Origin of the sequence: Pseudomonas sp. ME-P-057 (genome assembly GCF_030208975.1) — a bacterium.
Lineage (GTDB): Bacteria > Pseudomonadota > Gammaproteobacteria > Pseudomonadales > Pseudomonadaceae > Aquipseudomonas > Aquipseudomonas lutea.
Genome location: NZ_JARVSX010000010.1, coordinates 1 through 18,469, shown reverse-complemented (window position 1 = coordinate 18,469; position 18,469 = coordinate 1). Strand labels below are relative to the sequence as shown.

Here is an 18,469-nt window from a genome sequence, read left to right as displayed (position 1 = left end):
CCTAAAGGAACGCACCCTTCCGGCGGAACGGGCTCTCACCACAAAGGCGGCACCTGCGTTTAACACTGGCAGGTCAGGCGCCGGGCCTCTTTGAGCGCGGCGCCTCCCCTCCGGGACGACGTGCAACCTTGCCTCGCGTCGCTCTGCATGAGCCTGCTCTCAAGCAGCCCGAAACGCCCAGACCACTTCCACCAGTCTGGCGGCAATCAGCAAGTACACCAGCGAAACGAGAACCTGAATGGCTACGTGATAACGCAGCTTGCCAAGCCTGCGAATGCCGTCGCTGACGTTCAGGAACATCAGGACCGCAGACACCCCAATCAGCCCCCATCCGGTTGCCCCGGCCACCAGTACACCAATGAACTGTTGATAATCCGCCCTCAATGCGCTGGTGCCCGCCGCGAATAACAGCGCACAGACCAGAAGATTCTTGATGTTGTCGAATATCTGCGTGCTGAAATCCTGTTCCAGCAGTGCTACATAGCGCGTCCAGATTTTCTGCATGACCCGGTGCCTGTTGGTCGGTGAACCTACAGCGTAGCGCGCAGCCGGAGCGCCCGCTGAATGTTGCCCCAGCGATCAGGAGGGCAACGTCAATCCGTGACAACCGTGCCCTTGTCCAATAGATTACGCCCCTCGAAACGCCCCGGGCCTTTCGCGCCTCAACCCCAGTTAACGAAGTAGTGGATGTTCAATGTCTGATTCCCATACCGATCCGGCTGCAATCCTCGCCGTGTCCTCCAAGCAAGCTTACGAAGAAGCCATCAACCTTTCGCAGCATGTGCCTCAGGCCAAGACCATCAGTGAGATGGTGCTGGATGCCTTCCAGAGCGCGAAAGAAAGTGATCAGATTCGCGATTTGCGCCTCGCCATTCGCCAGGCCCACGACCGATTCGATGACGATCAGGCTTACGAGCTGATGGGTCAGCTTAAACAGCTCAAGGATGCAGAAGCCGCCGACATGGCTGCGCTGGAAGACCTGAGCGCACGATTCCCGATCAGTCGGATTCTCTCCAGCTACAAAGATGACCCGAGCTTCCAGGAACTGGTCTACAGCCTTGCGCTGAAGGTGCTCAACCAGACGCATCAAGCGGTCAGCAACCCGAGCGGTGGCAAAAGCAAAGCAGCGCGGCCCAAGAAGGAAGCCGAGGTGTTTGTCATCAGCAAGGACGGCGCCAGCGTCACCCTGCCCCTGCGCACGCCGCGCTCAAAGGCCAGCGCCGATCGTGAAGCGTTCGAGTTCCTCGGCTTTGCTTTTGTCGGCGAGGGCGATGAGGCCGAGCTGCAGAGCGAAGTGTTTGTCGACAATAACGGCAACCAGCAGCCTGCCACGCGCAAGAACATCGTCAGCGCCATTCAACAGCAGACGGCATTTGAAGGATTTAGCGCGGTGCAGCAGTAAGAATCTGACAGCACACCTGGCAACCGGATCAGGTCAGCAACACGCTCAACGACAGGATCGGGTGGCGATCGCAACGCCATGATGTAACCTCAGGGGCTGGCCACCGCGGTGCCATCCGACTGTCACCGCCTTCAAGAGGTGTTGAGCAATGCAGATTCTTGGTGAAACCATCATCGGACAACGTTGTGTGCGCGGCGAGGCGGGAGAGGTGTTTGCGCTTGCAGCCGCCACTGGCGACCCCCTGACCCCCGCCTTTGGTGCCAGCACACTGGATGACGTCAACGCTGCGTGCGAACTGGCCGAGGCTTCCTTCGACAGTTATCGGCAGCTCAGTGACGACCAGCGCGCCAGCTTCCTTGAAGCCATCGCCCAAGGCCTGCTGGATCTGGGCGACGTGCTCACCGAGCGCGTCCATGTCGAGAGCGGCCTGCCCAAACCACGCCTTGAAGGCGAGCGGATGCGCACGGTCAATCAGCTCAAACTGTTTGCCAGCCTGCTGCGTGACGGCCGCTGGCACGGCGCCGTGGTTGATACGGCGCTGCCGGAGCGCCAGCCGCTGCCGCGCGCCGACCTGCGTCTGCGGCGAATCGGCCTTGGCCCGGTCGCCGTCTTCGGCGCCAGCAACTTCCCGCTCGCCTTTTCGGTCGCTGGCGGCGATACGGCTTCAGCACTGGCGGCCGGTTGCCCGGTCATCGTCAAGGCGCACCCGGCTCACCTCGGCACCAGCGAGTTGGTGGGCCGTGTGATTCAAAAAGCGGCGCGCGACACCAACATGCCGGAAGGCGTGTTCTCATTGCTGATCGACAGGGACATTGCCGTCGGTCAGGCGCTCGTCAGCCACCCGCTGATTCAGGCGGTGGGCTTCACCGGTTCTCGTCGCGGCGGGCTGGCGCTGGTCGCAGCGGCTCAGGCGCGTCCGGTTCCGATTCCGGTGTATGCCGAAATGAGCAGCATCAACCCTGTGTTCCTGCTGCCCGCCGCTCTGCTGGCCCGCGCCGACACCATTGCCAGGGGCTTCGTCGAGTCGCTGGTACTGGGCGCCGGGCAGTTCTGCACCAACCCCGGCATTCTGCTGGCGCTGGAGAGCGACGCGCTGGAAACGTTTGTGTCGGCTTCGGCCAAGGCACTGTCTGAAAAGCTGCCGACGACCATGCTGACGCCCAACATCCACGGCGCGTACTGCAACGGCCTGAATAACCTGCACAGCGCTCCGGGCGTTACGCTAGTGGCGGAGGGTCAAGAGGCCGAAGGTTCGTTCCAGGCGCGCCCGGCGTTCTTCCGCACCGACTCGGCCACGTTCCTGGCCAACCCTGCGCTGGAAGACGAAAACTTCGGACCGAGTGCGTTGCTCATCGTCTGCACCGATGTGGCCGATCTGCAGAAAGTCGCCGCCAGCTTCGACGGCCAGCTGACCGTCACCCTGCAATATGACGACGGCGACGAAGCCACGGCTCAAGCGCTAATGCCGATTCTTGAGCGCAAGGCGGGACGCATTCTGTTCAACGATTTCCCGACCGGTGTCGAGGTGAGCTACTCGATGGTGCACGGCGGGCCTTTCCCAGCGACGTCGGACAGCCGTAGTACCTCGGTGGGCGCGACGGCCATCGATCGCTTCCTGCGCCCCGTCTGCTACCAGAACGTGCCGGATGCGCTGCTGCCAGCTGCTTTGAAAGCCAGCAATCCGCTGGGCACCTGGCGACTGGTCAACGGTGAGCTGTCCAGGGACTGACCCGCTCAGCACCCTCCGCCGGCGATCCGCCACATGAAACGCAGCACCGTGCCCTCTTGATAGAGGGCACGGCCTGATAGACGAGCGAAGGGTCAGTCAGCCGATCGCGGCAACACCTTGCCATCAACCCCATCGCCGATGACCAGAAAATGCCCGCCCGCCACATGGTGAATGGTGCGCAGCTCGTCGTGCCCTTCAAAATGCCAGTGCCCTTCCGAAAAGACGCGCTCATCGGCCCACGCCGCCACCACTTCACCGATGAACAGGTCGTGCTGATTCTGATTGTGCGGCTCCGGTATCAGTCGGCACTCTAACCAGCCCGCGCAGCCTTCCAGCAGCGGCGCATCGACGTGGGATCCCGCGAAGGTTTCCAGACCGTAGGCCTTGAACTTGTCCAGGCCCTGCTCCTGCGAAATATCCAGCCCGGACGTCGAGCCGACCGTTTCAACGATATCGATCTGACTGAGGGTAGGCACGTTGATCACGAACGTACCGGAGCCTTCAAGCAATTGCCGCGTCCATACCGACTTGTCCAGAACGACGGTGACTTTTGGCGGCTGGAAATCCAGCGGCATCGCCCAGGCCGCCGCCATGATGTTGCGCTGCCCGTCGTGGGCGGCGCTGATCAATACCGTCGGGCCATGGTTGAGGAGGCGATAGCATTTGGCGAGCGGTACCGGACGCCGATGGGAAGCGGTCATGAAATCATCCTGGCTGGCTGAAATCAGCGAAAAATACAGGGTTTATCGGGGCGAGGGAACGCACGTGCCTCTGCCATGGAAAACTGTCGCCATCCTGAACCCTGTCCATTTCACCCTTTGCAGGCGCTCACAAAGGTGATGTAATACTATAACAAAGTATTTCAGGCGGTCCTTCTGTGAAACGCGCTACTCCGCTCCCCCCTTCCCTGGCAACTTCCGCGCTCGCCCAGTCCGCCGGCAAGCGCGTACTTATTTCATTGGCCATGCTGGTACTGCTGTGGATCGGCGTTGCATGGGCGGTGGCGATTCCATGAGTGCCGCCATCGACCTGCACAACCTGACGCTCACTTACGAGCGACGGCCAGCGGTGCATCATGCCAACGGTCGATTCGCCGCAGGCAGTCTGACGGCGATCGTTGGCCCGAACGGTGCCGGCAAATCCACGCTGATCAAAGCCATCGCCGGCACACTCAAGCCGGCCGCCGGGCGCGTTGAGCGCAATCAGCTGGCGACTCGGCACATCGGGTATCTGCCACAGGCGGCCGAGATAGACCGAAGCTTCCCGCTCAGTGTTGCCGACACGGTAATGATGGGAGCATGGCGCAGCATCGGGGCCTTTCGCGGCGCCTCGCGACAGCATGCGCAACAAGCCAGAGACGCGCTGGAAGCGGTAGGCCTGTCGGGATTCGATCAGCGCAGCATCAGTTCGCTGTCTTCGGGTCAGTTCCAGCGCGTGCTGTTTGCAAGACTGCTGTTACAGGACGCTTCGGTGATTCTGCTCGACGAGCCGTTCACGGCCATTGATGCACGCACAACGCGAGACTTGCTGCAATTGATCAGCAGGTGGCATGGCCAAGGCCGTACCGTGATTGCGGTGCTGCACGACATCGAACAGGTGCGCCAGCATTTCCCCAGCACGCTGCTACTGGCCAGAGAGATCATCGCCTGGGGCGACACCGTCGACATCCTCAACGACGATAACCTGCGACGCGCCAAGAACATGGCCGAGCACTGGAACCCTGATGCACAGCCATGCGACGCCAATGCGGAGCAGAAACTGTGACCCTCTATACCTTGCTGATCCAGCCCTTTGTCGAGTTCGGCTTCATGCGCCGCGCGCTGGTGGCTTGCCTTGCACTTGGCATCGGCTCCGGTCCCGTTGGCGTGCTGCTGATGCTCAGGCGCATGAGTCTGGTGGGCGACGCGATGAGCCATGCGGTCTTGCCCGGGGCCGCCGTGGGTTTTCTGTTTGCCGGCTTGTCGCTCCCGGCAATGGGCTTTGGTGGCTTGATTGCCGGGTTGGCCGTGGCGCTCTTGTCAGGCTTGGTCAGCCGCTACACAACACTGCGCGAAGACGCCAGCTTCGCCAGTTTCTATCTGACGTCGCTGGCCGCCGGCGTGCTGATCGTCTCGCTGCACGGCTCCAACGTTGATCTGCTGCACGTGCTCTTTGGCACCATTCTGGCCATCGACGATCAAGCCATTTTCATGGTGGGAGGCATCGCGTCATTCACCCTGATTCTGCTTGCGCTGATCTACCGCCCGCTGATTCTGGAATGCTTCGATCCAGGCTTCCTCCGCGCTGTGGGCGGCCGAGGCTCGCTGTACCACGTGCTGTTTCTGCTGCTGGTGGTGCTTAACCTGGTGGCCGGTTTTCAAGCGTTAGGCACGTTGATGGCGGTCGGCATGATGATGCTGCCCGCGACAGTCGCGCGGTTCTGGGCCCGCTCGCTGACCGGCATGATCGTCATCTCGACCGCCGTGGCCACGCTGTCCGGGTTCATCGGCCTGATCGTCTCTTACCACGCCAGTGTGGCTTCGGGTCCGGCCATCGTCCTCACTGCGAGTGCCTTTTACGGGTTCTCACTGTTCTTTGGGCGCAGCGGCTTTGTACGCCGCCTGTTCCCGAGGGTTCATCTGTCCGGCTGATCGCTCTCTTACCGCAAGGAATTCGCCATGAAACGTTTCACGCTTCTGACCGCCGCACTGGCGTTGTCGGGCCTGGCCAACTTCGCCCAGGCAAAAACCCTGGAGACCGTCGCATCGTTCACCGTGATCGCCGACATGGTGCACAACGTTGGCGGCGATCACGTGCACGTGACCTCGTTGATCGGGCCTAACGGTGATCCTCACGTCTATGAGCCAACCCCCAATGATGCCCAGGCGCTGAAGAAAGCGGATGTCGTGTTCGTCAGCGGCCTGCACCTGGAAGGCTGGCTGGATAGGTTGATCACAGCATCCGGTTACAAGGGTACGCCGGTCGTACTTTCCGACGGCATCATGACCCGCAGCATGGAAGAGGATGGCAAGAAAATTACCGATCCCCATGCTTGGAACAGCGCAGTGAATGGCGTCGTCTACGTCAGAAACATCATCAAGGCGCTGCAGAAGGCCGACCCTGACAACGCTGCCGACTACAAAGCGAACGGCGAGAAATACATTGCCCAGCTGCAGGATATGGACGCGTACGCACGGGCGCAGATCAGCGCCATCCCCGTCGCACAACGTAAAGTGCTGACGTCCCACGATGCCTTCGGCTATTTCGGCGACGCTTATGGGGTGACATTCCTTTCGCCGCTCGGGTTTTCAACCGAAACCGAAGCTTCGGCCGCCGACGTTGGCAAGCTGATCAACCAAATCAAAAAGGAACATGTCAGCGCCTACTTCTTCGAGAACTCCGGCGACCCACGCCTGGTGCAGCAAATCGCCAAAGCCAGCGGCGCGCACCCGGGCGGCGAGCTGTACGTCGAATCGCTGTCACCTGCGGACGGGCCGGCGGCAAGCTACGTGGCGATGTTTCGTTACAACGTAGACAAGCTGACGGCGGCGATGAAAGGCCAGTGAACAAGCGCGTGCGAGGGCTGAACTGACCTCTGCCACGCAACGCGCGCGGTGCAGGTCAGGGTCAGCGAACCGAATGCCGGGGCGTCGGTCAATCTGTAAGCTGAACATCCCGCCCAACTCGACAGGATGCCCCATGACCGCCCTCTCCTTCGCGCCTTTTCAGTCACTCGCTGAACGGTTGTTACCCCACACCGTTGCGGAGCGGCCGGACGGGTCCCACGACGTTTCGCATTTGCACCGGGTCTGGACCAACGTCTGCGCCATTCGCGACACTGAAGGCGGCGATCACCAGATCTTGCTCGCGGCGACCCTGCTTCATGATTGCGTGTCCGTGGAAAAGAACTCGCCCTTTCGCTCAAGCGCCTCGCGTCTGGCGGCCGCAAAAGCCACTGAGCTGCTTGCAGAAATGGGCTGGGACGAAGAGCGCACTCAAGCTGTCGCCCATGCCATCGAGGCTCACAGTTATTCGGCGAATATCACGCCAACGTCGCTGGAGGCGAAAATCCTCCAGGACGCCGACCGTCTCGACGCCCTCGGCATGGTAGGCGTGGCCCGGCTGTTCTACGTGGCCGGGCGCATGGGCAGCAACCTTTATGACCCCGCCGACCCGCAAGCACAGCAACGTGACCTGCAAGACAAGCGCTTCGCCGTTGATCACTTCAAGACAAAGATTTTCACCCTGGCGGACGGATTTCAAACCCCCACCGGCCGGCGCCTGGCGCAGATCAGGCACGCGCGGGCCCAGCGATTCCTGGCGGAGTTCATGGAGGAAATTGGCGCAATGTCATAAAGACATCACGGAACACCTCTATAACCATCTCTCCGGTAATTTCGTCGATGGGATGGATGGCAGTGAAAAGGTTATTGCGTGGTTTAGTCCGTCCGTCTTCAAAGCCTGCTTTTCTGCGCCGGTTCAAGATTACCCAGCGCCTGGTGTTGTGCTTCGGCATCACGGCATTGTTGCTGGTGGCGCTGGGAGTGTTCTGCCTGTTGCAGATGCAGAGCATCCGCGATCAGGGCGAAGCGGTTGAGAGTGGCTCGTTGCCCAGTATCGCCATGGCGGACGCGATCGCTATTGATCTGGTCAAGCTGCGCGGTGAGAGCGCCAGGCTGGTCGCCAATGCCGATGATCCCGGCACGGTGGTCACCAGCAAAATCAACATCGGGCAGCTGAAGAATGAGGTCGACAAAGGCTTCGCTGACTATCTCTCCCATGCCACCGACAGCACCGAGCGGGATTCGATCAAAGCGCTTCAAGACGCCTACAGCGCCTTTATGCCGGGGCTGCACGATGAAATCGCGATGATTGAACAGCGCAAAGTCGACGACGCTCGCATGCTGCTCAACACCACGCTGAGCCTGCAGGGCGATTTGATGGACATGCAGGTCCAGTTGCTGCGCGAGCTGAACAAGCAAAGCGCCGCAGCTGCGGTGAGTGCCGCCGGCGCGCGCTTCCAGCAGACCCGCATCATTGCCGTCAGCGCCATCGCGGTGGCGCTGATGTTGACGTTGTTGCTCGCATGGCGACTGAGCCTGAGCATCATCCGCCCGCTGCGTCAGTCGCTTCATATCGCCAGCACGATCGCACAGGGCGACTTGAGCCCGCAGCCGATCCCTGAAGGCCGGGACGAAACCGCGCAGCTGCTGAAAACCCTGGGCCAAATGCGCAGCAACCTGCACGACACGATCAATCAGATCTATGCCGCCGCTGGCCAATTGAGCCAGTCGGTGCAGGAAATGGGCGCAATCGCCGATGCCAGTGCCAGGAACCTGCAACTGCAGAATGACGAAATCGAGCAGGCGGCGGTTGCGGTGAACCAGATGAGTCAAGCGGCTGGCGAGGTCGCTGATAACGCCACCAGCACATCGAGCGAATCAAAGGCTTCCAACGAAGCCGCTGCTCACGGGCGTTTGCGCCTCACCGGAACAATCGATTCGATCCGGGAGCTGACCGATAACGTGTTGAGCTCCTCTCAACAGGCCGACGGCCTGGCCGAACGAACGTTGAGCATCAGCAAGATCCTCGAAGTCATCCGCGCCATCGCCAACCAGACCAACCTGCTTGCACTGAACGCCGCCATTGAAGCGGCACGCGCGGGCGAAGCAGGTCGTGGTTTCGCGGTGGTGGCTGATGAAGTGCGCTCCCTCGCACAACGCACCAGCGCCTCGACGAGCGAAATCGAGACTTTGATCAACGGTGTGCAAAAGAGCACCCAAGACACCGCGCAGACCCTGCGTATCACCGCAGCACACGCCAATCTCACCCTCGAGCAGGCCGCAGCGACCAGTGAGGCGCTGACCGTGATCATCAGTTCAACCTCGACCATCAGCGACCGAAACGTATTGATCGCCAGCGCCGCCGAGCAACAGGCCCAAGTTGCCCATGAAGTGGATCGCAACCTGAGCAGCATTCGCGACCTGTCCACGCAATCGGCATCGGGCGCTCAACAAACGACCGTGGCGAGTAACGCGCTATCGATGCTGGCGACGGACCTGAACACCATGGTTCAACGGTTCGTGCTGTGATGTGGATTCAAGCGCGAGCGCCATTGCCCGCCGAGTCTGTCGATTGCCGTGGGTGGCTCCGGCGCGCGGAGTACGAGAAACCCTCCTCTGGAAATATTTCATAACGAGCCATCCAGCCCATTCCCAGTCCTGAGCAAGTGTTTCATCATCGAAACACCACCCACACGGCTGGGTGACCACGCCAACAAGGACATGAGCATGAAACACACCGCTGCATTGAGCATCGCCCTCTCCGCCTTGACGTTGAGCTTCGTCGCTCAAGCCGACGTCGACGTCAACCTGGGGAGCAAGGAACGCGTCACACGCCTGTTTGCCTACCCCAACAATTGCAACGTCATCTGCTTTCGCAACTGGACGCTGGAGCAAACCGTCGAGCATTACCTGACGCAAAGTGTGCAGCGTGATGGTTACACCGCCGCCAAGGTTGCTGTGCATAACGACAATGACGTTATGCATGCCGCGATCAGCGGTGTGCCGGACGGTTACAACAAGCCGCTCGACGCTTTGCTGGCCGCGGGGGACCTGGCCTACGCTGGGGCGAGCAAGCTCAATGCTGATGGGAAATTTGCCTACAATTGGTCGCTGTTTTTACCGCTGGGCATGGCGCTGGAAAACCGCAAGAGCGTCGAGCTGCTGCACTTCCCGCCAGACTATTCACTGACACAGGCTCAGGACTACCTGTTTTCGGCAACCACGGATCGCTGGGCCGCGCTGCTCACCGATAACGGTATCCCGAAGGAGCAAACCCCCGCTTACCAGACGATCATCGACATTGCACCCATCGCTGCGCCCGCGAACGCCGGCAAGGACCTTGAAGGCGTGTACAGCTACTTCACCGATTACCAGACCACGATGGTCAAGCAGCTGACGCAAACCGGAGCGGGCGCGTCTCTGCCGATGGTAGCGTTCGGCGCTCCAGTGCGAGCATGGCTCAAGCAGCAATACAACGTCAGCGTTCCAGTGCTGGGCCTGGCCAATATAAGCCCGGTCAGCGGGCAAAGCGTCGCCGTGCTGGGCTCGAATCATCCCAGCTACATCTGGAATGCGGCAGACAAAAACAATTACGGCGGTGATCAAACCAAGGCTGATGAGGCGGGCTTGAAAGTCATGGGCCAGGACCTGAGCGCAGCGTGCTGGCAGGCCGGTATGGGGCAGAAGCCGACGAATGATCCCGCAGCGCTGCTGAAACAATGCACCACGAACTGGCAGGTGACCCACAAGGTTGAGACCTGCACGTTATTCTTCACGACGGTGCGCAATATGACGCCTGACCAGGCGGCAGCGAAATGCCGCACGGGTGAAGTGTCCCGCCAGATCAAGCAGCTGCAGAAGCCGCTGCCCGAGATGAAGCAGGCCGCGCTCTAACGCCTTCACCTCTGTAGAAGCGCGCCTGCCCGCGAACGCGATTTACCAGGCACCGTGGTGATATCTGGAAGAATGCATTCGCGGACACGCTCGCCTCTACAATCTGATGGGCGCTTGCCCTACTCGATCACTCCCCCTGCGGACGCAACCGATACTGCGGCGGCAGTTGCTCCGGGCCGCTGATCGTCGTATTCAGACTTTTCCAGCGTCCATCCTTGATCCCGTAAATGCAGCCGTGAACCGACAGCTTCTGACCCCGATGCCAGGCGTTCTGAACGATGCTGGTATGACCCACGTTGGCCACCTGCTGAATCACGTTCAGCTCACACAAGCGGTCGACCTGCTCTTCCTCGGTCGGCAGCTTGGCCAGCAGCTCACGGTTTTCGTAGTACAGATCGCGGATCGTGCGCAGCCAGCCGTCGATCAGGCCGAACTGGCGATCCTGCATTGACGCTCGCACGCCACCGCACCCGTAGTGGCCGGTGACCAGGATGTGTTTGACCTTCAGCACGTCGACTGCGTACTGAATCACCGACAGGCAGTTCAGGTCAGTGTGCAGCACGACGTTCGCCACGTTGCGATGCACAAACAGGTCGCCTGGCAGCATGCCGACGATCTCATTGGCGGGAACACGGGCGTCCGAACAACCGATCCATAAGAATTCCGGTGTCTGCTGGCGTGCCAGCTTGGCGAAAAACTCGGGGTCTTCTTCCTTGATGGCAGCTGCCCAACGTTCGTTGTTGTCGATCAAGTCTTGTAGTTCGTTCATGCGGTGATGCCTCAGAGATGATGCTCAGCTATGACTGGAGCTCGGCGCTTCAGGTCACGCCCGGATTGCACGACGGTTTGACCATGGTGATCTGCAAGCGGATGGAATCTTCACCACGCCGGTCGGTCCACCCATTAAGACCGACCCTATTGAGGATTTGCCATGAACGATTCACGCCGTCCATTCGATGCCACTCAGCCTGAGCCCATTGATGACAACGAAGACCGCATGGGCTCGATGGAAGAGCTCAACTTCAACGACAACAATGAGCCCAGCGGCCGCATCGGCGATGTCATTCCTGAAGAAGAGCTTGATGCGTACCTTCCTGACGAACGCGTCCGTGAGGCAGGCCTGACGGGCGCTTCGACCGATGACCATAACCCAACCGACGACGACATGAGCCCGGAAACACTGATCAGGGAAGACGGCGCGCGCTCCCCACGCGAAAGCGGAGAAGGCGGGCCAGCCGATCAGGACCTGAGCATCGTCGATGAAGATGACGTGGGTGGTGGCGATGGCCTGGACGAGGAAGAAATGGCGATCATCGACCCGCTCGACGGCAAGCCTGGTATTTGATCACTGCGCAAGTAAGACAAGCCCGTGGAAGCTTATGCCAAGCTTCCACAGTGGCCTCGCGTTATTCGAACAACGTGCAGGCCATGACCAGCGCGTCTTCGCGCCCACCTACGGCGGGGTAGTAATCCCGCCGCCGACCAATTTCATTGAATCCATACCGCTCATACAGACGGTAGGCCGAGCGATTGCTGTCCCGCAGTTCGAGAAAACACTCTCGCCCATTAAGTTCATAAGCGCGTTTCATCAACTTCTCCAGCAGCAGCAACCCCAGCCCCCTGCCCTGACTCTCTGGTTTCACCGTGATGTTGAGCAGGTGCGCTTCATCGATGATCACATTGATCACCCCATGCCCGACCTGCTGACTGCCTTCGAACATCAGCCAGACTTCGTACGACTTGAGCGCATCGAGATAGATGCCGCGGGTCCACGGGTGGCTGAAAGCCGCGTACTCGATCTTCAACACGGCATCCAAATCAGCTTCGGTCATGCGGCGAAACGTTACGGCATCATTCATTTTCGGTTTTCCAACGGCCCATCAATTGACGCATGGCGCGCCACGCTTCGGCTTTGCGCTGCGGCTCGTCCATCAACAGTTCCAGACCCGGTAACGCCCAGGCCAGGCCCAGGCCGTCCACCTGGAGTTCACGATTGTAAGCCTCGGCATCCGCTTCAGCCGCAAAGCGCAAAGCGGGAAGTCCGATCAGCCACAGACAGGCGCAGGGCTGCTCCTCGACACGGGCGTACAGAAAGCCCTGTACGAAATCCCGCGCGGCGTCAGGCCCCTGATCCATCTGCCCGCGTACCAACAGTGGCCAACGCACAGGCTCGCCGATGATTTGAGGGCTGTCCGGCAACCCGGCGGCGCGCAACATGTCTTTGAGCAACAGATAGGAAGGGTCACGACTTTGGAAGGGCTCGCCGGTGACCAATTCCACCAACAGAAGGCAATTTCCTGAGCGCAGCAACTGCAGCGCAAAACGCGGCGGTGGCGTTACCGGCGCCTTGACGACAGGCGCAGCGTCTTCTTCCTGCACTGGCTTTGGCGCTGGCTTGGGAGTGCTGGACGGGCGGGGAATGTCGATCTTTGGCCGCTCGACCGTACGTGCAACGGGCGTGGCCATAGCGGCGGGCGACTCGCGTTCCGGCGCACGAGGCGCCTGTGCCTGCACCGCTGGAGCAGGCTCGTCCATCATCGGAGCAATGGGTGCAAGCAGCTCCGGACGCGACGGTGCCGCGAAGGGCAGTTCGGTGCGCGGCAGCCAGCTGACCACCTGCATGGCGGTCAGATAAGCGCGACGACGAGGCTCGTTGAGCAAAGGTCAGCTACCTGTGGATAAAGTCAGGCGCAAGATTCTACAGGCCTTCGACGTTTCCCGCCGCTGTTGATCGACTGAGGGTGAAAAACCGAACCGGCGATGCAGTACAATCGCCGCTTTTATTTGCCAGTCAGCGACCATCCAATGATCGAACCTAAGCGCGTACTGCGCGCCCTTGCCGAACACTGGGCGCTTCTCGAGCCCTTGTGCGAGCACTTCGACCAGGGCACTTTGAGCCTGAGCGAGCTGCGCCTGCAACTGGCGGCACAGCAACTGGAAAGCACCCCGCAGGACATCACCAGCCTGCTGGACGTCTGGATTCGCCTCGACATCCTCGTGCCCGTCGCAAAGAGTCCGAACCGGTTCGAGCTGAACGCGCAGATCCACGACTTTCTGTCTTATCTGCGCCGCGAGCATCGCCTGGGCCTGTGTCTTGAAATCGAAGCCTATCTGCGTCACCTCGAACGGCTGGCCGGGTATATACAGGAAGCCTTCGACGCCAGGGATGCCAGTGACCTTGCCCGCCAGCTTCGTCTGCTCGACATGCGCGTGCGTGATGTCCTGAAAAAGCTCGCCAACGACGAACAGGCACTGGTCGCTGTGGCCGAGCGTGCCAAGACCAGCGATCGGCAGATTCCGCTGCGTCAGCGCTACGCTGAAGTGCTGGCGACGTGGGATGAATACGTCGAACCGATGATCCAGCTGGTAAACGCCGATGGTGCCTTTGAACAAGGCGTGCGCAAGGTCGAGAACGTTCTGCTGCGCATGCTCACCGACCAGCAACGTCTGGGCCATCTGGTTGACGACGATATGCTCCTGCGCACCCATGCGCGCATTCTGGAAATGCAGACCAGCGCGCAGCTGACCTTGCGCCATGCGCGCGAGCTGCTGCTGCCGCTGCGCGAGGAAGCACGTCGTCATAACGCCGTGACGCGTGGAGCGGCGCTGGCACTCTCCGCGATCCGCCGCCGGGGGCTTGATGCCGTACCGCAAGCGGCCATGCCCATGTTCACACGTCCGCAAAGCACCTTCCTGGGCAGCGCCAATCAGGTTGAAGCCTACGTGTACGCCTTGGCTCGATTTGAACCCAAACCGGCGCGCTTCCCCAAGGCCAATATCAGTCGCAAGGGTGAGCCTGCGCGTGCGCCGCGTACGGTCAGGGAAATGGTCGAGCGCTGTGAAGACGCCCTGCCGATGCCCGATCTGATGATCTGGCTTCTGGAGCAGGAGCCCACCGGCGCGACTGATGAGCTGCTGTACTGGTTTTCGCGCTTGTCGCGCGATAAACGCTTCAAGCGTGAGCGCCTGGAGCGCCGCGAGTACCTGACCCAGGAACACAGCGTCAGCTTGCGCTCGTTCGCCCTGCTCTCGAGCAAAGACGCCATTCCAGAGAATTCCGAGGGCACCGCCCATGCATCTTGATCTATCCGAAATGACCCAGCTGGCGCCGATTTTCCGCGAGCTCTTCAAGGGCTATCACGTCAGCCGCCGCGACCCCGAGCTGTACGCTCAACTGTCCAATCTTCAGGACCAGTATCGCGGCCTGTTCAAAGCGCTTGGCTTCGAATTGGTCTGCGACACCCGTGGCTTCTACTACTTCGTCCCTGATCTGGCCGCTGCGCAGGTCAACAAGACGGCTCAACGTCTGGCGCTGTTTACCTTCATCCTGGTTGAACACCTTGCCGACCAGGGCCGCGACCCCGTTGCCGTGCTCGATGGCGGCAGCCTGGGCCGTGACGAACTGCCCTCGCTGCTGGAAAAGTACCGCGACCTGTTCCTGCAAGCAGAAGTGCAGACTCAGGAAGAGCTCGAAGAAAAGATCATGCGCCGTATGACGCAGTTGGGCTTTGCCGCCGAGGAAGTCGGTATCTACCGGTTCCTGCCGCCGATGCACCGCTTCCTTGATGTCTGCCTCTCGGTGCAACAGGACCGTGATCTGGCGGCCAGCCTGCACAGCGCTCTGCCGTTACCGGCGCCTGTGCTCATCGATGAAGACAGCGATGAACGCCTGCTGGAGACCGACGATCCGCTGGACCTCGCCGAATTCGATGAACCTGTCGAAACCGAAGAGCAAGCGCTCGCCCGAGCAATCGCCGAAGAAAAGGAGCATGAAGCATGAGCCAGGAACGCTATGGCATACGCCGCTTTGCGCTGCTGAACACTGCCGGCTACAGCCTTGGACTGTTCCCGCTTGAACATCCATTGTCGGTCTACGGCGCAAATAACCTGGGCAAAAGTGCCTCGATCAATGCCCTGCAGTTTCCAATTCTGGCGCGCATGTCGGACATGAGCTTCGGCAAATACAGTCTGGATCAATCGCGCCGCTTTTATTTCGCGTCCGATACCAGCTACATCCTGGTAGAGGTCTCGCTTCCGCACGGCCCGCACGTCATTGGCGTGGTCGGTCGCGGCCCCGGCGGCGGCTTCGGGCACCAGTTCTTCGCCTATGCAGGCAAGCTGGATCTTGAGCACTACCAGAAGAACGACACCTGCCTACGGCAGAAAGAGTTGTTTGCCAATCTTGAAAGCCAAGGCCTGAAAGCCTATGAGCTCAAGCCGGACGAATTGCGCCGACTCTTGGTCGGGGGGCACACGTCAATTCCGCTGGACCTGACGCTGATCCCTCTGCGATCAACCAGCGAGCAAAGTCTGAAGACCTTCCGCGCGCTGTTCATCAACCTGCTGCACATGCGTGAAATCACCGCTGCCAAGCTCAAACAGCTGTTCCTCGACGCGTTCGAGCACAGCTTGCGTTCTGGTAGCGTGGACTACATCGCTGCGTGTGAAGAAGCCTTCCGCGATGTGCGACGCATGGAGCAGGACTACAACGCTCTGGTGCTCGCCGGGCCGCTCGTCGAAGCTCTTGCCAACGGCGTGAGACAGCGCGACATCTTGCGCGGGAAGTTGCATCGCCTGTCGCCGCTGCTCGACTCACTGCTTGGTACCTGGCAGGACTACTCCAATGCCCGCAAGGAAGAACTGGTTATCCAGAGCGAGCATTACCGTAACGAGCAGGATTCTCTGCAGAACGATCAGCGCGGCGGCACCCAGGAATTGATGCGCCTGGAGCGCGAAATCAGCAACATCCAGCGCTGGATTGGCGAGCTAGCGGTTTTGAAAAACCGCTTTGCGCTCGTTAATGATGCCAAAGTTCTGGAGCAGCAGTTATTGGCTGCCAAGGACGCCCATGACGAGCTGGCGGGTGCACTTGCGCAGTCTCGTCAGTTCAGCGCCGAAGATCTGGATGAGCGCCTCCGCGATCTGGAAAAGCGCTTGAAGTCAGTCAAGCAACAGCTCGATCACGCCGACAACAACAGCTACGCCCGCCTGCGCGAGGAGTTCTCACAACCTGATGTCGAGCGCTTGATGCGCCTGTTTAACAGCGCGCTGTTCAGTCTTCCATTGGGTGAACAAGGTATCGCGCTGGATGATGGCGGCGCATGGGTCAAATCCCTGGAAGCGATTCTCGATGGATTCAAGGGCGAGCGCTTTGAGGTGCCAGGGCTGAGCGTCAACCTGTCGAACATCGAGCCTCCTGCCCTCCAGGCCCTGGCGGATCGCGCAGCGTTGCGCGATCAGAAAGAGCGGCTGGAGAAAGAACTCAAGCAGCTGAAAACCCAGCAAGCCGTGGCAGCGGATCGGGCCGCAAGCAAAACCCAGACTGAAGCGCTGTACCAGCAGGTACTGGATGCACAGAAGGCGCTTGAAGACTTCCGTCGCGCTCAAACGCTGAGCGCCGAAGAAGGCGAGAAGCTTGAGCAACTGGCGCAGATGGAAGCGGCTCAGGATGAGCTCAAACGCTCCAGCGATGCCTTTACCGAGCGCGTACAGCAGCTGTCCGCCAAGTTGCAGTTGGTGGGACGGCAGATTGGTGATCTCGAATCCAAGCAGCGCACCCTGGATGACGCTTTGCGTCGTCGACAGTTGCTCCCCGCTGATCTCCCCTTCGGCACGCCGTTCATGGAGCCGGTTGATGACTCCTTGGAAAACTTGCTGCCGCTGCTCAACGACTATCAGGACAGCTGGCAGGGCTTGCTGCGCTGCGATGGTCAGATCGAGGCACTTTACGCCCAGGTCCGCTTGAAAGGGGTGGCGAAATTCGACAGCGAAGACGATATGGAGCGACGTCTGCAGCTGCTGATCAACGCTTATGCCCATCGTACCGATGAGGCACTCACCTTAGGCAAGGCGCGGCGCGCTGCGGTCACCGATATCGCCCGGACATTGCGTAACATCCGCAGTGACTACGACAGCCTTGAGCACCAGTTGGCCTTGTTCAACCGAGAGATCAACCGCCGGCAGGTCTCTAACCTTGAGAGCTTCCGCATCGTGCTGGCGCCCAATAAGGAAGCCTTGAAGCACATCGATCAAATTATCCACAGCGCAGGTCAGTATGAGGAAGGCGAGACCCTGTCGGTCTTTGACCTGAGCCAGAGCGCCGAACAAGACAACAAAAATGAGGAAGCCAAGGAATACCTTGCGCGGCTGGTAGCGGCGAATCACAACCAGCTCGGGCTTAAAGACTTGTTTGAACTGGGGTTCGAAATCACCAAGGTAAATAGCCAGCCGGTCATTCACACCGATATCGACGGTGCCGCCTCGAACGGCACCACCATGACCATCAAAGCCCTGACCAACATGTACCTGTTGCTGCATTTGATGGACCGCGAGCAGGCGGGGCGCATTCGCCTGCCCTACTACCTCGACGAAGCTGCCGACATCGATGAGAAAAATCAGGCAGCTCTCTTGGAAACCAGCTTGCAGCTGGGTTTCGTTCCAATCCTGGCCAGCGTGAAACCTCAGGTCTCTGCCCATGTGGCGATTGATCTTGAGGGAGGCAGTGGTCCTGCTGGCATCTACATCGACGAAGCTGACTGGAAGTACATCCAACGTCGTGATGAGGCTGCCGTAGCTCGGCCGACTGAGTCAGTAGAAACCGTTAGCGACTAAGCTCGATATGTTGAGCGAAGAAAGCCCTGCAGCGATGCGGGGCTTTTTTATGGGCGCTGTGCCGTCCTTTTTGCATGGCCGCGACATCAGCAGTGCGCGCTTCATGCCAGCCTCTGAGCAGCCTTAGGCCGCGAAGCCAGCCTTCTGGAGACTCGTGAGTTGGCATGGCCTGCCAGCAAGACCCCGCAGGCCAGAGCGGCACGTGCGCTAAACCATATCAAGCTTAATCGCGCGCAAAAACAAAACCCCATCTGCGTAAGCAGATGGGGTTCTGGAATTTAATCTTGACGA

General features: G+C 60.1%; 17 protein-coding genes and 1 pseudogene. 13 read left to right on the top strand and 5 right to left on the bottom strand.

From position 1 onward, the window contains the following. Positions 1–159 precede the first annotated feature (159 nt). Entirely contained in the window at positions 160–504 is a 345-nt protein-coding gene (locus QRN48_RS03780; RefSeq protein ID WP_191945874.1) for a hypothetical protein, read from the bottom strand. 190 nt (positions 505–694) lie between these two features. Between QRN48_RS03780 and QRN48_RS03775 the strand changes: the two genes are divergently transcribed. Then, positions 695–1,402 carry a hypothetical protein gene (locus QRN48_RS03775; RefSeq protein ID WP_037018223.1) on the top strand — a complete coding sequence of 236 codons (708 nt, stop codon included), beginning with the start codon at positions 695–697 and terminating at the stop codon, positions 1,400–1,402. Positions 1,403–1,550: 148 nt separating this feature from the next. Then, positions 1,551–3,131, top strand: a complete 1,581-nt coding sequence (locus QRN48_RS03770; RefSeq protein WP_191945875.1) for an aldehyde dehydrogenase (NADP(+)) — start codon at positions 1,551–1,553, stop codon at positions 3,129–3,131. Between the two features lie 92 nt (positions 3,132–3,223). Here QRN48_RS03770 and QRN48_RS03765 read toward each other — a convergent pair whose 3' ends face one another. Beyond that, a complete protein-coding gene (locus tag QRN48_RS03765) occupies positions 3,224–3,832 on the bottom strand; it encodes a flavin reductase family protein (RefSeq protein ID WP_191945876.1) in 609 nt (202 codons plus the stop codon). 310 nt (positions 3,833–4,142) lie between these two features. Between QRN48_RS03765 and aztA the strand changes: the two genes are divergently transcribed. From aztA to QRN48_RS03735, 7 genes and pseudogenes are all read left to right on the top strand, one after another. Next, positions 4,143–4,895 (top strand): zinc ABC transporter ATP-binding protein AztA, encoded by a 753-nt coding sequence (gene aztA, locus QRN48_RS03760; RefSeq protein ID WP_285348987.1) that lies wholly within the window; start codon positions 4,143–4,145, stop codon positions 4,893–4,895. After that, positions 4,892–5,761 (top strand): metal ABC transporter permease, encoded by an 870-nt coding sequence (locus QRN48_RS03755; protein WP_191945878.1) that lies wholly within the window; start codon positions 4,892–4,894, stop codon positions 5,759–5,761. The genes aztA and QRN48_RS03755 overlap by 4 nt, the downstream gene beginning before the upstream one ends. Positions 5,762–5,788: 27 nt before the next feature. Next, positions 5,789–6,676: a metal ABC transporter substrate-binding protein gene (locus QRN48_RS03750; protein ID WP_285348985.1), complete on the top strand. Its 888-nt coding sequence runs from the start codon at positions 5,789–5,791 to the stop codon at positions 6,674–6,676. A gap of 133 nt (positions 6,677–6,809) precedes the next feature. Beyond that, positions 6,810–7,466, top strand: a complete 657-nt coding sequence (locus QRN48_RS03745; RefSeq protein ID WP_191945880.1) for an HD domain-containing protein — start codon at positions 6,810–6,812, stop codon at positions 7,464–7,466. 47 nt (positions 7,467–7,513) lie between these two features. Then, positions 7,514–8,347: pseudogene (locus QRN48_RS25265) on the top strand (MCP four helix bundle domain-containing protein); the annotation flags it as partial. Next, the gene (locus tag QRN48_RS25260; RefSeq protein WP_502944564.1) at positions 8,339–9,202 is read left to right on the top strand and encodes a methyl-accepting chemotaxis protein; all 864 of its coding nucleotides are present in this window, start codon (positions 8,339–8,341) and stop codon (positions 9,200–9,202) included. The pseudogene QRN48_RS25265 and the gene QRN48_RS25260, both read left to right, overlap by 9 nt. Positions 9,203–9,400: 198 nt before the next feature. Then, positions 9,401–10,567: a hypothetical protein gene (locus QRN48_RS03735; RefSeq protein ID WP_285348981.1), complete on the top strand. Its 1,167-nt coding sequence runs from the start codon at positions 9,401–9,403 to the stop codon at positions 10,565–10,567. Between the two features lie 127 nt (positions 10,568–10,694). On the opposite strand, the gene can is transcribed toward QRN48_RS03735, so the two are convergent. Then, complete coding sequence (can, locus tag QRN48_RS03730) at positions 10,695–11,336, bottom strand: carbonate dehydratase (RefSeq protein ID WP_037018205.1); 642 nt, start codon at positions 11,334–11,336, stop codon at positions 10,695–10,697. A 162-nt stretch (positions 11,337–11,498) separates the two neighbouring features. Here can and QRN48_RS03725 point away from each other — a divergent pair, with 162 nt between their 5' ends. Continuing rightward, positions 11,499–11,912 carry a serine kinase/phosphatase gene (locus QRN48_RS03725; RefSeq protein ID WP_191945883.1) on the top strand — a complete coding sequence of 138 codons (414 nt, stop codon included), beginning with the start codon at positions 11,499–11,501 and terminating at the stop codon, positions 11,910–11,912. Between the two features lie 61 nt (positions 11,913–11,973). On the opposite strand, the gene rimI is transcribed toward QRN48_RS03725, so the two are convergent. Further along, positions 11,974–12,426, bottom strand: coding sequence for a ribosomal protein S18-alanine N-acetyltransferase (gene rimI / locus QRN48_RS03720; protein ID WP_037018200.1), 453 nt, complete (start codon positions 12,424–12,426; stop codon positions 11,974–11,976). Continuing rightward, positions 12,419–13,228: an energy transducer TonB gene (locus tag QRN48_RS03715; RefSeq protein ID WP_285348980.1), complete on the bottom strand. Its 810-nt coding sequence runs from the start codon at positions 13,226–13,228 to the stop codon at positions 12,419–12,421. Before QRN48_RS03715 ends, rimI begins: the two co-directional genes overlap by 8 nt. A gap of 144 nt (positions 13,229–13,372) precedes the next feature. Between QRN48_RS03715 and mksB the strand changes: the two genes are divergently transcribed. From mksB to mksF, 3 genes are read left to right on the top strand one after another with little or no spacing between them, the layout of a single operon-like run. Next, positions 13,373–14,650, top strand: a complete 1,278-nt coding sequence (gene mksB, locus QRN48_RS03710) for an Mks condensin complex protein MksB (RefSeq protein ID WP_191945885.1) — start codon at positions 13,373–13,375, stop codon at positions 14,648–14,650. Further along, positions 14,640–15,347 (top strand): Mks condensin complex protein MksE, encoded by a 708-nt coding sequence (gene mksE / locus QRN48_RS03705; RefSeq protein WP_191945886.1) that lies wholly within the window; start codon positions 14,640–14,642, stop codon positions 15,345–15,347. The genes mksB and mksE overlap by 11 nt, the downstream gene beginning before the upstream one ends. After that, complete coding sequence (gene mksF / locus QRN48_RS03700) at positions 15,344–18,178, top strand: Mks condensin complex protein MksF (RefSeq protein ID WP_191945887.1); 2,835 nt, start codon at positions 15,344–15,346, stop codon at positions 18,176–18,178. The genes mksE and mksF overlap by 4 nt, the downstream gene beginning before the upstream one ends. Positions 18,179–18,469: the final 291 nt, after the last annotated feature.

Coding starts and splice junctions, on each gene's coding strand:
- aztA (WP_285348987.1), top strand. CDS start 4,143: ATGAGTGCCGCCATCGACCTGCACAACCTGACGCTCACTTACGAGCGA.
- QRN48_RS03725 (WP_191945883.1), top strand. CDS start 11,499: ATGAACGATTCACGCCGTCCATTCGATGCCACTCAGCCTGAGCCCATT.
- QRN48_RS25260 (WP_502944564.1), top strand. CDS start 8,339: ATGCGCAGCAACCTGCACGACACGATCAATCAGATCTATGCCGCCGCT.
- QRN48_RS03765 (WP_191945876.1), bottom strand. CDS start 3,832: ATGACCGCTTCCCATCGGCGTCCGGTACCGCTCGCCAAATGCTATCGC.
- QRN48_RS03770 (WP_191945875.1), top strand. CDS start 1,551: ATGCAGATTCTTGGTGAAACCATCATCGGACAACGTTGTGTGCGCGGC.
- mksF (WP_191945887.1), top strand. CDS start 15,344: ATGAGCCAGGAACGCTATGGCATACGCCGCTTTGCGCTGCTGAACACT.
- rimI (WP_037018200.1), bottom strand. CDS start 12,426: ATGAATGATGCCGTAACGTTTCGCCGCATGACCGAAGCTGATTTGGAT.
- mksE (WP_191945886.1), top strand. CDS start 14,640: ATGCATCTTGATCTATCCGAAATGACCCAGCTGGCGCCGATTTTCCGC.
- QRN48_RS03745 (WP_191945880.1), top strand. CDS start 6,810: ATGACCGCCCTCTCCTTCGCGCCTTTTCAGTCACTCGCTGAACGGTTG.
- QRN48_RS03775 (WP_037018223.1), top strand. CDS start 695: ATGTCTGATTCCCATACCGATCCGGCTGCAATCCTCGCCGTGTCCTCC.
- can (WP_037018205.1), bottom strand. CDS start 11,336: ATGAACGAACTACAAGACTTGATCGACAACAACGAACGTTGGGCAGCT.
- QRN48_RS03750 (WP_285348985.1), top strand. CDS start 5,789: ATGAAACGTTTCACGCTTCTGACCGCCGCACTGGCGTTGTCGGGCCTG.
- QRN48_RS03780 (WP_191945874.1), bottom strand. CDS start 504: ATGCAGAAAATCTGGACGCGCTATGTAGCACTGCTGGAACAGGATTTC.
- QRN48_RS03735 (WP_285348981.1), top strand. CDS start 9,401: ATGAAACACACCGCTGCATTGAGCATCGCCCTCTCCGCCTTGACGTTG.
- mksB (WP_191945885.1), top strand. CDS start 13,373: ATGATCGAACCTAAGCGCGTACTGCGCGCCCTTGCCGAACACTGGGCG.